Source organism: Parasphingorhabdus sp. (assembly GCF_039977335.1).
GTDB lineage: Bacteria > Pseudomonadota > Alphaproteobacteria > Sphingomonadales > Sphingomonadaceae > Parasphingorhabdus.
The window spans coordinates 1-13,813 of the sequence record NZ_JBDWDI010000003.1 but is presented as its reverse complement, the minus strand read 5'-3'; the positions used below and the strand labels follow the sequence as shown (position 1 = coordinate 13,813).

11 protein-coding genes and 1 tRNA gene are annotated in these 13,813 nt (G+C 51.7%); 6 read left to right on the top strand and 6 right to left on the bottom strand.

Annotated features, from left to right (window positions below; genetic code table 11):
* Positions 1-75 precede the first annotated feature (75 nt).
* Complete coding sequence (locus ABJM21_RS05790; RefSeq protein ID WP_348302387.1) at positions 76-663, bottom strand: DUF4126 domain-containing protein; 588 nt, start codon at positions 661-663, stop codon at positions 76-78.
* Positions 664-768: 105 nt separating this feature from the next.
* Here ABJM21_RS05790 and ABJM21_RS05785 point away from each other — a divergent pair, with 105 nt between their 5' ends.
* Entirely contained in the window at positions 769-1,587 is an 819-nt protein-coding gene (locus ABJM21_RS05785; RefSeq protein WP_348302366.1) for an NUDIX domain-containing protein, read from the top strand.
* Between the two features lie 25 nt (positions 1,588-1,612).
* Here ABJM21_RS05785 and ABJM21_RS05780 read toward each other — a convergent pair.
* Together ABJM21_RS05780 and ABJM21_RS05775 are read right to left on the bottom strand one after the other, a co-directional pair.
* Positions 1,613-1,689: transfer RNA gene (locus ABJM21_RS05780), tRNA-Arg, on the bottom strand.
* 160 nt (positions 1,690-1,849) lie between these two features.
* Positions 1,850-2,662 (bottom strand): glutathione S-transferase, encoded by an 813-nt coding sequence (locus ABJM21_RS05775; protein WP_348302367.1) that lies wholly within the window; start codon positions 2,660-2,662, stop codon positions 1,850-1,852.
* Positions 2,663-2,944: 282 nt separating this feature from the next.
* Here ABJM21_RS05775 and ABJM21_RS05770 point away from each other — a divergent pair, with 282 nt between their 5' ends.
* A complete protein-coding gene (locus tag ABJM21_RS05770) occupies positions 2,945-3,700 on the top strand; it encodes an SDR family NAD(P)-dependent oxidoreductase (RefSeq protein WP_348302368.1) in 756 nt (251 codons plus the stop codon).
* Between the two features lie 33 nt (positions 3,701-3,733).
* Here the strand turns inward: ABJM21_RS05770 and ABJM21_RS05765 are convergent, their stop codons facing one another.
* From ABJM21_RS05765 to ABJM21_RS05755, 3 genes are all read right to left on the bottom strand, one after another.
* Positions 3,734-4,369 (bottom strand): TetR/AcrR family transcriptional regulator, encoded by a 636-nt coding sequence (locus ABJM21_RS05765; RefSeq protein WP_348302369.1) that lies wholly within the window; start codon positions 4,367-4,369, stop codon positions 3,734-3,736.
* Positions 4,370-4,433: 64 nt separating this feature from the next.
* Complete coding sequence (locus ABJM21_RS05760; RefSeq protein WP_348302370.1) at positions 4,434-5,468, bottom strand: VOC family protein; 1,035 nt, start codon at positions 5,466-5,468, stop codon at positions 4,434-4,436.
* Between the two features lie 77 nt (positions 5,469-5,545).
* Positions 5,546-7,408: a PQQ-binding-like beta-propeller repeat protein gene (locus ABJM21_RS05755; RefSeq protein WP_348302371.1), complete on the bottom strand. Its 1,863-nt coding sequence runs from the start codon at positions 7,406-7,408 to the stop codon at positions 5,546-5,548.
* A 137-nt stretch (positions 7,409-7,545) separates the two neighbouring features.
* Here ABJM21_RS05755 and ABJM21_RS05750 point away from each other — a divergent pair, with 137 nt between their 5' ends.
* From ABJM21_RS05750 to ABJM21_RS05735, 4 genes are all read left to right on the top strand, one after another.
* A complete protein-coding gene (locus ABJM21_RS05750; protein WP_348302372.1) occupies positions 7,546-8,583 on the top strand; it encodes an alpha/beta hydrolase in 1,038 nt (345 codons plus the stop codon).
* A gap of 3 nt (positions 8,584-8,586) precedes the next feature.
* The gene (locus ABJM21_RS05745; RefSeq protein ID WP_348302373.1) at positions 8,587-9,912 is read left to right on the top strand and encodes a membrane dipeptidase; all 1,326 of its coding nucleotides are present in this window, start codon (positions 8,587-8,589) and stop codon (positions 9,910-9,912) included.
* 195 nt (positions 9,913-10,107) lie between these two features.
* Positions 10,108-13,038, top strand: a complete 2,931-nt coding sequence (locus ABJM21_RS05740) for a TonB-dependent receptor (protein ID WP_348302374.1) — start codon at positions 10,108-10,110, stop codon at positions 13,036-13,038.
* Between the two features lie 223 nt (positions 13,039-13,261).
* Positions 13,262-13,813 (top strand): hypothetical protein (locus ABJM21_RS05735; protein WP_348302375.1); only part of this gene is annotated, 552 nt, incomplete at its 3' end.

The window sequence follows — 13,813 nt, the reverse complement described above, 5'->3', positions numbered from 1 at the left end:
TCTAATTCAATTATATAATTGAATTAGATCACGGCATTTTCATTAATTGGTTGGGCAATTCCAGAGATATGGATGCTAATTCCCGCTCGATACAATCTTTCGCCACAGTCGATAGCCCTTGTAGACTAGAAACAGGCAAAGGATCAGCAGTACCGATGCAATGATCAGCGCGGCGACTGGATTGGTGAATGCCAGGATTAACAAGCCGCCGGTTGCGATGTCTTCGCCGGTTGAAACCACCGCATTGCTAACCGGCTCCGGACTAGTGTTAACAATCGCTCGCGCGCCGGCCTTTGCGCCATGGCTCATGAGCGCCGCTCCGCCGCCGAGCAGGAAGATGATAACCTGCCATGCTGGATCGCTGGAATCCACAACCGCCAATGCCAACAGCGCTCCGCCTAGAGGACGGATAACTGTGTGGATCGTATCCCAAATGCTATCCAGCCATAATATCTTGTCGGCAAAAAATTCCGCCAAAGCGCCGAGTGCGCTAATGCCGAGCACCCATGGATTGGCTAATGCGTCGAGCATTTGCAAATTTTCGGGCAGGCTGATCCATTGCAATCGCATCGCCAGTCCCGTGACAAAGACAGTGAGATAGAGCCGCCAGCCCGACAAAAGACTGACACTGCCAGCCAAACCCAAGATTTCGATAATCCCCATAAGACTATGATTGCCACGAACTGCGTGGCTTGGCAAATCGCAGCATCGGTAATTGATCATGCGCAATCGCTTTACAATGATGATCCATGCTGTTCATATAACCATATGACAGATAATAATAATGAACCGAACAGCATTGATGCTCTCACCGGAAAGCCAATGCCAAAGCCCATTCCCGCCTCGACATTGGTAATTTTTCGCGATCAGCCTGGCAGCGCTGCGCCTGATCTGTTGATGGTGGAGCGTTCGGCAAAAATGGCGTTCGCTGCGGGGGCGGCTGTTTTTCCGGGTGGCCGGGTGGATGATGCTGACTATGATTTTGCCAAGTCGCTCGGTCATGATGATGTCGATGAATATGGCGCGCGGATTGCTGCGATCCGGGAGTCTATAGAAGAAACGGGCATTGCCGTAGCGGTGGAGGGCGACGTCGAAGCGCGGCGCGTGATCGAAGCTCGTGCGGCGCTGCACGAAGGGACAATATTGTCGGAAATATGCGGCCAGTTTGACTGGCAACTAAGCCTCGATAAGCTGGTGCCATTCACCCGCTGGTGCCCACCTTTTGCTGAGAAGCGGGTTTTCGATACGCGTTTCTATATGATTGACCATGACGATCACGCCGCAGAAGCAACGGTTGATGAAACCGAGAATTATAATCTCTTCTGGAGCAGCGCCCAAGGGGTGCTGGAAAAGGCCGATGCCGGAGACGTGAAAATCATTTTTCCAACTAAACGCAATCTGGAGCGGCTCGCACAATTTGGTTCCTTTACAGAAGCGGCGGAGCACAGCGCGCGTCACCCAGTAACGATGGTGTCGCCCACGATCGAAAAGCGCGATGACGGTGTGCATCTGTGCATACCGGAGGGGATAGGCTATCCAATCACGTCCGAACCCATGGACGCGGTGCAACGCGGCTTCAACAAATAGCGTTTCGATTAGTGCGGTAAAGGATTGGCGCGCCCGACAGGAGTCGAACCTGTGGCCTCAAGATTAGAAGTCTCGCGCTCTATCCAGCTGAGCTACGGGCGCGCGCCTTGGAAAATCCTACTTATTCGCAGTTTTCTGCGGCCTAGCGCGTAGACAGGATCGTGCCTATTGTCAACCATATGATCGCAATCGCTTAACGTCTGCGTTGGGCACAGACGGATCTGCAATCCAGCAGCACCTTAGTCGCAGCAGGTCGGCGGCTTCATTCTTTTGGCTTCGCGCCGGGTAAGGTCGTGGCCCGGCTGTTTGACGGCGGGTGTTTTACAGGGGGCAACGCACCTATAATCCCATCGGGCGTCGCAATTGCCCGCATGCGGACATAGGCTGGACGGGCCTGAATGCGCTTTTGCCATGCCTGGATGTTCGGGAACTGCGCTGAATCAACCAAATTCAACTTAAACGCTACGTTAAGCGGCCAATCCATCATGATATCGGCGGCTGAAAATTCGGGGCCGCCAAACCAAGGGTTTTCTTTCAGATAATCCTCGGAATATTGCACAACATTTTCGCTGTCGACCAACATCGATCGTTGTGTCGGTGGATTGACGCGCCATGCCCGATAGTCGCTGAACAAACGCGCGGCGAGCGATCCTTCTGCATAGTGCATCCACTTGATGTGGTGCGGATAAGCCCTACTGTTGATGGGCGGAACCAGTTTGCCCGGCGCGTGCCGTGAAAGAATCGTATCGATAATAGCACCGGACTCGACGATGATGTCATCGCCATAAACGACTGTTGGCGCCATCGGCATGCCATGGCCGAGCGCGCGAATCTGCATCATTGACGCCATCAGGTTGCCGCGAACATATTTGAGTTCATAGGGCAGGCCCAATTCCTCCATCAGCCAAATGATCCGCTCGGATCGGCGGCCTTCAAGATGATAGATTGTGATATCGGGCGCTCGTGTCGCAGCGGTCGTTTTTTCCTGTTTATCCGCAGACGTTGTTGCCTCGGCGGCAGGCTGGCTTGCAGCTAATCCAAATGCCAATAGGCTCGCGCTCAACGAACTAAGCATGACTCTTCTCCGCTCCAACCATCTTCATCCTCCCTTTATTATCTTCTGCATTTAAGCTTCTATTGAAAATATAGTCAATAACCTTGTCGGAACGGCTCGGATTGCCGCGAATATCAATGATCATCTTTGCCGGTGCGTCTTGCCAGACTTCGCTCTGCAAAACCCCGACCCCACTATTGACTTTATTTGCAATAAGGATGAAGTGATGTAGTGCGTCTTTTGTAGGCCGTTTGCGGGCTGTCGCTTTCGGGGTTTCGGCAATTCAGGGTAGGGGTAGATTTTATGTTCGATTTAACCGGTCATGTCGCTTTGGTGACGGGCGGCAATGGTGGTCTGGGCTTGGCGATGGCCAAAGGATTGGTCAAAGCGGGGGCTGCGGTTGCAATCTGGGGTCGTAATCCAGAAAAAAATGAAGCGGCCTTGCAAGAACTGCTTGATATGGGCGCCGATGCAGCGGTGTTTTCATGCGATGTCACTGATGCGGAACAAGTCAATGCCGCCTTTGCCGCCACGCTGGACCGCTTTCAGAAAGTGGACAGCTGTTTTGCCAATGCAGGCGGCGGGTCTTCGGGCATGTTTCATCAGACCAGCGAGGAAGCGTGGACGGCGGCTGTGGATATGAATCTTACCAGCGTGGTGAACACCTATAAGCCGGTCATCGCCCACCTTCTCGAACGTGGGCAAGGTGGCAAGCTGATCGTAACCTCGTCCGCTGCCGCCATAATGGGTATGCCGATGGGAACAGGTTACTCAACCACCAAAGCAGCTGTCACTGGTTTGACACGTGCTTTGGCAATTGAACTCGGGCAGGCAAATATTCAGGTCAATGCGATCCTGCCGGGATATATCGAAACAGATATGTCGCTAAACACACCGCAAATATTCCGGGATGCGTGCAAGCGCCGGTCTGCGTCCGGTAAGGTTGGGGAACTCGAAGACATGGAGGGGATCGCCGTCTATCTGGCGTCCCAGCAAAGCAACTTCATGACGGGTCAATCGCTGGTCATCGATGGCGGGCATTCGATCCACCCGCTTTAGCCTGTCAGTCGTTCCCGGCATTAGCCAAAGATATCAGGGCCTTCGTTTCAAAGGTTGTTGCCGCATATTATAGTCACTCTGAACGGCGTTTAAGGAACCCAAAATCATCGTCACGGTGATGTTCTCAATCTCTTCTCTGCTCATGTCGCTGTGCAGATAATAGGCCCCTGCGGTAGCCGGAAGACCAAAGGATATATCACTTGCTGCCCTGGCTGCATCCTTTGGAATATCAAAATTATTGGCCACAATATCGGCAATATAATCGACCGCATCATCGCGGCTATAGTCTGTTGGATCATGCCCGCCAGATACGCTGGGTTCGGTTTGCAGACGTTCGATGATCAGCCCGCGTTCCTCAATATACTTGAGATATTGATGGGTGATACCACGGACCAGGTCTTCAAAAGTCTTCGCTTTTTCTGCCTCCCGTACCTGCAATCGCCGCAAGCGCTTCAGCTCACGATTTAAGAGAGCGCGGAGCAATTCTGTAAGACTGTCAAAATAAGTGTAAACTAGCGATTTGCTAATTCCCGCTTCTTTACCAATTAATTCCATGCTCAGCACTGCCACACCATCGCGTGCAACAATCTCTGCAGTGTGATCGAGGATCAATGACTTGCGCTTTTCTGGACTCAGGCGCCGTCTTTTAAGGGGAGGCTGTTCGTTCATTGGCTTGCCGCTATCATATATTCCATTGCTATTGAACCGCGAAGGTTGCGTTAGATCGCCCGGTTTAATGTGTCGTTGGATCGATCCACATCATGTCGTCAATCGATTCTGATTTCGGTGCAGAGACATTCTCCTGAATTGAAATGACATTTCCGTCAGGATCATAAGCATAATATATTTTCCAGCCTTTGCTCAATTTCGCTGGACCAACCATTGTGATCCCCAATTTTGCCAGCCTGTCCCGCTCTGCATCCGCATCGGTTACTTCAAAGGCCGTCATGTTATAACCGATTTGATCCACTTTGGCAGGCTCCTCACGGACCGGGGTCGCCGGTTGGACAAATTCCCAGAATTCAAGCTCGAAATTGCGGAGGGCAAACCACGCGCTGCGAAGGGCAACGCCGTCGATAGCAACGATATTATCCATGTTTGGAAAGTTCGAATATTCACCGCGTCGCCTTGGCCCATAGCCGATAAATTTGGTGTAGAAGTCAGCTATCCGGTCGGCATCGGACGTTGCGCCACCAATGTGGGTTATCCACGCGCTGTCTTGGCGGCGGGGCTTGTCGACTGTCTCATTTTCAATAATCGTGCCGTCGGGATCTCGGCCATAAGCATAGGTGACGCCATAGCCGCCCAAATCGACCGGCGCATTGCGAGATACCATATCCAATCCCTTTTCTAGGAATTTGGGTAGGGCCGGATCCGTCACCGGGGATTGAAAACACACATGCGTATATCCGGGGCCGATAACTGGTTTGACATAAGCTGGTGTTTTCGCGTCCGGATTAAAATCGACCAGTTTGACGAAAACTGTCGGGGTCCTAATCAGCGCAACTTCGACATTTCCATATTGTTTGGAAGTCATTTCGGGATGATAGATTTCACTGGCGGACACCCGATAACGACTGATCAACTCAAACGGCACGGCTTGCTCATAAAAGGCGATAGTCTGGTCAATATCAGACACTGTCTTGCCAATGAACCGTACGCCCTTGATTCTGGTGTCGCCCAACGTTTCCGGACGGAAAAATGGGGTTTGAACTATCCGCGGCGGGCTGGCTTCGGTGGCTGCGGATTTGTTCGGTGCTGTTTGCATGCAAGATGTCAGGCCAAGGCTGATGGCCAAGCCTACGCAAAATCTAGCAATATTTGATCTGAACATGGGTCTTTTCCTCAATCAGCGCTGTAAACCAGCATCACATTGCCGGGTATCTGTCCGAATTTGTCATAGCCGCTGTTCACGATGAGCAGGCCGCCCGCGACGACAGGGCCAGCGGAATCTATCGAACCACCACGCGCGTTCACGCCATTTAGGGTTTCATATTCCCGGCGCGTATCGGTACTCCACAATATCTCACCGCCATCGGCACTATAGGCACGCAGGATACCATTAAGCGCACCAGCAAAAACAACGTCCGAGGTGATGGTTGGCGGCGCGGACAATGCGGTCATGCATTTATGCGCTTTTTCTTCGCAGACATTGGGCTCAAATTTGCTCCACAAAGCTTTGCCCGTTGCGGGGTCATATCCGTGCAGACCTTGGCGCGAGGGTCCCGTTGCAAACCGGTTGCCCGGTGTGTCCGCTATACCAACAAACAGTGTTTTGCTGTCGGTTGCCATGCCCCAATGCACGCCGCCATTAAAGCCGCCCATTCCGGCACGCGTTTCCCAAAGAATTTTACCCTTTGCGTCGGGATCCATCCCGTAGAGCATCCCTGATTTTTGTCCCGCTAGGATAATATCCTTGCCGTTGGCCAAGGTGGTCAGAATTGGCGGTGCACCAAAATCAAAGTCCGGGCCGTCTTCCTTTGGACAATTGACCTGCGATCCATTTCGCCCACATGCAGCGTTCCAGGCGTCGCCCGAAATAGTCTGCTGGACCCATTCAACCGCTCCACTGTCAAGCTTCAACGCAATGATAGCATCGCTCTTGTCGCTGGCCGGAGAGGAATAATTTTCACCGGTCCCAACATAGAGCAACCCGCGCTTGGCATCCACGGTTGGAGTTGACCAAACTGGTGCCCCAGATGGTCCGTAATTTTGTGCACCCGCTTTGTTCTTTGTTGTCTTTGAGGGTTCGGGAACCGTGTAAAAACGCCACACGGATTCACCTGATTTGGCATCCAAGGCCATCACACCACCGCGAAACGTGCAACATTCATAGTCGGGAAGATAGGCATTGATAATCTCAAGTGAAGACATCGGAACGTAGAGACGTCCCTGATGCAGCGTGATGGAACCTGTTATGGTTCCAACGGGATGATCCCGGACAGAGCGTGTCCAAATCAACTCTCCGCTTTTAGCATCAACAGCATAAACATTGGCATCGACATCGCCGAAATACAGCGTCTTCGCACGGCCATTTTTGTCGGTGGATATGGTCGGGGCGTTGCGGACTTCTGCCTTGGCTTCAAATGTCCACCAGACACAGCCGGTCTGACTATCCAGCGCGTAGAATAGTCCGCTCTGGCTTCCGGTAAAAATTGCTTCTTCGGTGACAGCTGGTTGGGAGCGGGCGCGGGCTGAACCGGGAAAACCAAAGGCCCATTTTAATTTTAGATTTGGCGCATCTGCAGCAGTGATGCCGGCATTGACAGCAGGCTGGAAACGAACATTGCGTTTGCTGTTACCCCAACGGTTCCAGATTGGTTTGGAGAGGCTCAGCTGGCCTTTGCACTGGTGCTTTTCTGCATTGGCCAATGCGCTCTCGCTGCTTGGACTTGCCAGATAGTCGGCAATGATCCGTATTTCGATCGGCGTCATCATCGATGCCTGTGCTTTCATGCTACCGGTAGAGAGCGACGCCCTGATCGATTCAACGCCATTTAACTGAATGGCTGCTTTTGTGGGTGCTTCTGTGTTGCCGCCGTCATGACATGCGGCGCAGTGCTTTTGATAAAGTCCTTCGCCGGGATTGCCTTCCACCTGCACTTGTTCTGAATCTTCGATCGCAGCTTCAGCATCTTTCTGCTGACAGCCAGACAGACCAATAGATGCCAGTGTCAGCGTTGCCGTTAATGACAAAAATAGACGCATTATATTTCCAGCATCCTCTGGTTCTGGAGCATCCTGTAAGAAAAGTTTGACAGGTGCAGCCTATTGTTGTTGACTATTAGTACAATAACGAGCCTTCGGTATAAAGCAATGGCTAAGACAGAGGCGAAGGAGAGGCAGTGGCATTTCTGAAGAGCATGACGGTGCTGATCAGCTCACTTATTTTGGCAAGCTGCATGTCCGTCAATCCCGCTACCGAAAATCCAACAGCGATGAATATCATTCAAACCGCTGATGCCCCCGATCCTGCAGTGGTCTTCGCCAATGCCAACGGTTCGGGCGATGTGAAGTATAAAGAAGGCTATTTCGGTTCTGGAGAAACGCGGCTGCACTATGTTGAGGCTGGCAAAGGTCCGCTGATCATTTTCTACCATGGATTCCCGTCTTTCTGGTATAGTTGGTTTGACCAGATGGAAGCGCTGAAAGGTCAGTACCGGGTTGTTGCCGTGGATGCTTTGGGTTCCGGTATGTCCGCCAAACCGCTAAATCTAGAGCCCTATAATATCGCCAATCTGGCGTCGCAACTGGATGCGTTTTCTCGGCATCTCGGCGGTGACGAGAAATATATATTGGTTGGTCATGATTGGGGTTCGGTGCTGGCAATGTCCTATGCGCAGGCCTATCCGGATCGCCTGCATAAAGTCGTAGGAATGAGTGCGCCTCCACTCAATCTATTCCTCAAATATGCGGCAGATAACAAAGAGCAACAGCGCCGAAACCAATATATGCAGCGTTTCCGGGTTACGACATTGGAAATGCTTAACGCTAGCAATGCAATCGAGACGGCACGGGTTTCGTCATATGGAAAACTTGCCGAGCGCGGTGATCTCTCGCATGAAGAATTTGAACTTTTCAAAACTGCCCTGTCGAGCAACGAAATGCTCTATGCCGCGATGAACTGGTATCGGGCTAATATTCCTCCATTTGAAGAGGTTTCAGATGCAGATCTCTGGCCCGGCCCCAAAGCCAAAATCACCATGCCTGGTCTGTTTATCTGGGGCGAAGAGGATCAGGTTTTTGTGCCTGAACTTATTGATAAAGTCGACAATGCCGGGACGGATATGCGAACGATCCGGTTAAAAGGGATTAATCACTGGACGTCCATGCAACAACCGGAGCGGGCGACCAAAGCGATTATCGATTTTTTGGGGGAATAACCAATGCAACAAATACCCGTAAAACTCTCTGGTAGCGTGCAACCCGTGCTGCGCGGCATGATGACTTTCGCTGTAGCTACATTGCTATCAGCCTGTGCGACGGCCCAAACAGAAACGGCCGCTACGCCAGATGTTCCAAAAACCGAAGCCGCACTTGTCGAACGCGCGCGGAATATCCATCAGCAGAGCCTCGTTCTCGATGCCCATGCGGATATTGCTCTGCCATCCACCTCCAAAACCTATTTGGGCGCGGATGGATTGTCCAAAGTTGATCCTGCGAAATTGAGGGCAGGGGGTGTTGACGCTGTCATTATGTCAGTCGCAGTGGGGCCAGGGCCCAGAACAACGGAGGGGCGTCTGTTGGCAAGAGCTGAGGCCAATGAGAAGCTGGCCGCGGTTTCAAACATGGTCCAGCAAGATCAAGATCTGGGTCTAGCAAAGTCAACATCTGATATCGAAAAGCTAAATGCCGAGGGAAAGACTGCCATCATATTGGGTTTCCAGAATGCAAGGTCTCTCAATGGCAATGTCGGTGCGCTCGATCAGTTTTACGCGGCCGGCGTTCGCGTATTTGGCTTGAACCATTTGGGGCACAATGATTTCTCGGACAGTTCGCGGCCATTATATATCGCCGAATCTCGGTCTTACGAAACCACGGAGGAGCATGGCGGCTTATCGCCTTTGGGGCGCGCAGCCATAGAGCGTATCAACGCGCTTGGCGGCGTTGTTGATGTTTCGCAAATGTCGAAGGCCGCTACGCTACAAGCGATAAAGCTGTCACGATCTCCGGTGATCGCCAGTCATTCCAATGTGCGCGAACTATCCAATGTCTCGCGCAACCTGTCGGACGAAGAGATAGACTTGATTGCGGAAACGGGCGGCGTGATTCATCTTGCGGCATTTGGTGCCTATCTTGTTGATCTGTCGGATCCAGAGCTACTGGCTTCTATTTTGAAAGTCCGCCGCGATGCCGGATTGCCTGACGCCTATTCCTATCCTTACGAACTCTATTGGGAAATAGCTGATCCAAAGAAACGCCAGTCGTTTCTGGTTGCGATGCGCGATGTAATTGGCACCGGTTCTGTTGATCGTTTGGTTGATCACATCGATTATATCGTGAACCGCGTGGGCATCGATCATGTCGGAATAGGCAGTGATTTTAATCATGGTGGCGGTGTCGCAGGTTTTGTGGATGCTAGTGAGGCATTGAATGTAACCACCTTGTTGGTCAAACGCGGCTATTCATCTGAAAAGATAAAGAAAATTTGGAGCGAAAATTTTCTCAGAGTGTTCCGCGCGACACAAAATATGGCCGATAAAGTCAATTGAGGATCGTCGCCGTCTGAAGCGGTATATCCAAATTTTCTGACCACATCCCTAATTTGATGGCTCGTCAATTGCTATTGACTAATGGTCTAATTACATTAACCCTTGCTCTCGGAGTGAATACCAAATTGCCCCAAAGAGGGCACTGGGATCAAATTTTCAAAGTTTGATATCCGGAATTTTAGGGAGGGGACCATCATGAATACATCACTATTGCGTCGCACAACTGCGCTTACCGCAGTCATTTTTTCTGCAACGGCAATGCCAAATATTGCTCAAGCCCAGGACGTTCAAGAAGCGGCTGATGACGAAAATATCATTGTCGTAACGGGTAGCTTCATTCGCGGTACACCAGAGGATGCTGCGCAACCCGTGGATGTTTTCTCCTCAGCAGATCTCGATACCGCAGGCGTTTCCTCCCCGCTCGAGTTTATCAAGGATCTGCCGCAAGTCGGCAGTGTATTGGGCGATACCAATCAATTTTCTACCACTGCTCAAGGCAATCAAGGTCTTGGTTCCATCAACCTGCGTGGTTTGGGGCCGCAGCGTACCTTGGTGCTGTTTAACGGCAGAAGAACATTTACAGCACCGGGCGCTGTCGGCGGCGGCTTTGGTGATACAAATGCTATTCCTCTTTTTGCGCTCGAACGCATTGAAATTCTGAAAGATGGTGCGGCGGCGACTTATGGTTCCGACGCTATCGCTGGCGTGGCCAACTTTATCACCAAAAAGGGCTTTGAAGGCGTCGAGATTAAAAGCGACTATGAATTCGTCAACGGCTCTGATGACAATTACACTGCATCCATATTGGTCGGGAAAACTTTTGGTGACGTAAACATCTTGGCCGGCTTCGGTTGGCAACATCGTTCCGAATTGCCAACGACGGAACGTGATTATGCATCTCAACCCTATGATGTAAATCCTGCTGCTTGGTCTGCTCTGGCGACGCCGGGTACATTTTCCGTGGTCGGTGCTGGTGGTGCTGTTCCAATTGCTCCAGGTGTCGCGCTGCAACCCGATAGAGGCTGCGCTGAACTTGGAGGCGTTCCAGATGGCGTACTTTGCCGGTTTAGTTTCGTTCCGTTTGATAATCTCGTCGAAGATACAGATCGCTATCAAGCCTATATTCAAGCGGATGTAGACTTGTCCGATACTTTCCGGTTCCGCGGTGAATTTACCTATGCGCAGACCGATCTTGACTTCATCCGTACTTCGCCTGGTTATCCGCCGCTACAGGGGCCCGGCGGAGCCCAACTGGGTGGCGGCTTCACTGTCTCACCCGACAACCCGGGCGTTGCACCTTTTGTGGCGCAAAACGGTTTGACTGGAACTCCTGCTGCCATTGGAATTTTCCTCTGGCGTCCTTTTGGTTGGTTGGGAAATCCACTCGACGAGACAAGAGGGTCGGGACGACAATTTGTTAACAGCAAATCCTATAGATTTTCCGGTACTTTCGAAAAGGATTTTTCAGAATCATTCCGGGGACAATTCTCGCTCACTATGATGAACTATGATCGTCGCGGCGGTTCGCCCGGCATTGTTGGTTCCAGATTGCAATCGGCCTTAAATGGTCTTGGCGGTCCAGATTGTACGGGCAATACGCCAGGTGCCCCTGGATGTTTGTGGTTCAATCCATTTTCCAATGCAGGACCGCGTAACCCAACGCTGGATCTCGATAACCCCTTCTATGTTCCTGGAGCGGAAAATAGCCAAGAGCTTGTTAACTGGCTTACCGAAGAAAATGGCAACGATCAAAGCGAGGACACAGTTGTCGCAGACTTGATTTTTTCTGGCGAATTGGGACTAGATTTTGGCGGCGGCGCGATCGGTTGGGCAGCTGGTGCGCAATATCGTAAAACTCGATTTAACAACAAGCCGCTTAATTCTTTCGGAAACCTGGATTTGAATCCCTGCCCAATCTTGGGACAGCAAGATTGTGATCCAGCGCTTCAGGGTGCCGGATCCTTTATTTTCCTCGGCGGTCAGAGAAACATTGATCTTACCCAGGATGTCAAAGCGATTTTTGCAGAGGTTGCCGTTCCAATTAGCGATACATTCGAAATCACCGCAGCAGCCCGTTTCGAGGATTATGGTGGTTCCATTGGCTCCACTTTTAATCCTAAAGGCTCCATACGTTGGGAGCCTACAGATTGGTTGGTACTTCGCGGGTCCGTTGGTACAACCTTCCGCGCACCTCTTGCATCCCAGGTATCCATCGCTGGAGTGACATCCCTCGCGGGGCTCGCAGCCGCAAGCGGTAACTTCAAGGCTGTCGATATTTTTGGCAATCCGAATGATCTCGGTCCAGAAACCGCCTTCACCTATAATGCTGGTGCCATTGTTAATTTCAGCGGTTTCAATTTCTCGGTGGACTATTGGAGTTTTGATTTCGAAGACGAAATCACCACGACCGACGGCCAAGCCATTGCCAGCAGTGTTGTTCCAGTCGCCGGTGGCCTTGCCAATTGTGCAAGTCCATTTGCCAGTTTGATTACATTTGATGGTGGCGCTTGTGTTCAAGGCACCACGACAGGTTTGAATATCTCTCGTGTCTTTACCCAATGGGTGAATGGTCCAAAAACCAAAACAACCGGATTGGATTTCGCGGCAAGCTACACAACTGAAATCGGAAACGGTGTTCTTTCAATAGGGGCGAATGCCAGCCATGTTTTGACTTATGACGTTGGTGATTTCAACCTCGACGGTAACTTTTTGCGTGCCGGGTTCAGTGCTGTTGGTCTAGCAAATCTCGACCGTAACCCCGGCACGATCGCACCTTGGAGAGGCAATGCTTATGTCAATTTTAACATCAGCGGATTTAATGCGCGCTATGGTGTGAAATATGTCGATGGTGTTCGTGACGAACGTTGCCCGGCTCTTCCCGATCCATGTGCGACCACAAGTTTTGGTCCCACAGATTTTGGCCGGAATATTTCCAGCTTCACGCAACATGACGTCCATTTGGCCTACGATCTGCCAATCAGTGCTTTTGATGCGCAGCTTCAATTCTCGGTTGAGAATTTCACCAATGCAGATGCACCATCCGCGCGCACACAACTGGGTTACAATCCGTTTACGGGTAACCCACTGGGACGGATCTGGCGGCTTGGCGCTAAAGTCGGTTTCTAACCTGTGGGGACAGGTTGGAAGGCGTACTAGTCAGGTTCATTCTCTCTCGATCCTGACTAGAAAATCAGGGGTAAGCAGCGCTGCTTACCCCTTTTTTTATGGGTTTGTCGCGATATAAAAGAGCACGGACCAACCTCCGCATTCGGGCTTCACCGCCCCTCTTTCCTACAATGTACCAGATAGGTTATCTTGAGCGTTTCTCTAACGCAAAGGAACATAAGCTATGACCGATCAACCTTCTCATGAAGATTTCACCGACATCCCTGATGCCGATGATCTTGCGCAGCCCCGGGAGCGCCATGATGGCTGGTCGCCGGATAGGCAGGTGGTGTTTCTCGAAGCTTTGGCGCGGACCGGCAATGTTAGGGCGGCGGCGCGCTATGCCGGGCTCTCGCGGGAGAGTGCCTATAAGCTCAGGCGCAGGCCTGATGCGCGGGCCTTTGCCCGGGCGTGGGATGCTGCGATCATCCATGCGCGCGATATTTTTCAGGATGAGCTGATGGACAAGGGTCTCAATGGCTGGCGTGAGGCGGTGTGGCATCAAGGGGAGGAAGTCGGCACGCGCGAACGCTGGAGCGCACCTTTGTTTCTGGCAGCGCTATCCCGGCTCGACAAGATGGCCGACGGGATTGATCTGGCGGGCAAGCCTGCACGGGTGGCAGCGGAGAAGTTTGATGATTTGTTAGAGGGCATTGGCAAAGGCGATGATTGTGCAGAGCTGGTAAACGAGATTGATGGGGCTGGCCGGACAGCCAGTTCGCCGCCACAACCATCC

What these genes read in the sequence shown, in the direction of transcription:
- ABJM21_RS05765 (WP_348302369.1), bottom strand. Translation starts at nt 4,369, where the DNA reads ATGAACGAACAGCCTCCCCTTAAAAGACGGCGCCTGAGTCCAGAAAAG.
- ABJM21_RS05775 (WP_348302367.1), bottom strand. Translation starts at nt 2,662, where the DNA reads ATGCTTAGTTCGTTGAGCGCGAGCCTATTGGCATTTGGATTAGCTGCA.
- ABJM21_RS05790 (WP_348302387.1), bottom strand. Translation starts at nt 663, where the DNA reads ATGGGGATTATCGAAATCTTGGGTTTGGCTGGCAGTGTCAGTCTTTTG.
- ABJM21_RS05785 (WP_348302366.1), top strand. Translation starts at nt 769, where the DNA reads ATGACAGATAATAATAATGAACCGAACAGCATTGATGCTCTCACCGGA.
- ABJM21_RS05740 (WP_348302374.1), top strand. Translation starts at nt 10,108, where the DNA reads ATGAATACATCACTATTGCGTCGCACAACTGCGCTTACCGCAGTCATT.
- ABJM21_RS05755 (WP_348302371.1), bottom strand. Translation starts at nt 7,408, where the DNA reads ATGCGTCTATTTTTGTCATTAACGGCAACGCTGACACTGGCATCTATT.
- ABJM21_RS05770 (WP_348302368.1), top strand. Translation starts at nt 2,945, where the DNA reads ATGTTCGATTTAACCGGTCATGTCGCTTTGGTGACGGGCGGCAATGGT.
- ABJM21_RS05760 (WP_348302370.1), bottom strand. Translation starts at nt 5,468, where the DNA reads ATGCAAACAGCACCGAACAAATCCGCAGCCACCGAAGCCAGCCCGCCG.
- ABJM21_RS05745 (WP_348302373.1), top strand. Translation starts at nt 8,587, where the DNA reads ATGCAACAAATACCCGTAAAACTCTCTGGTAGCGTGCAACCCGTGCTG.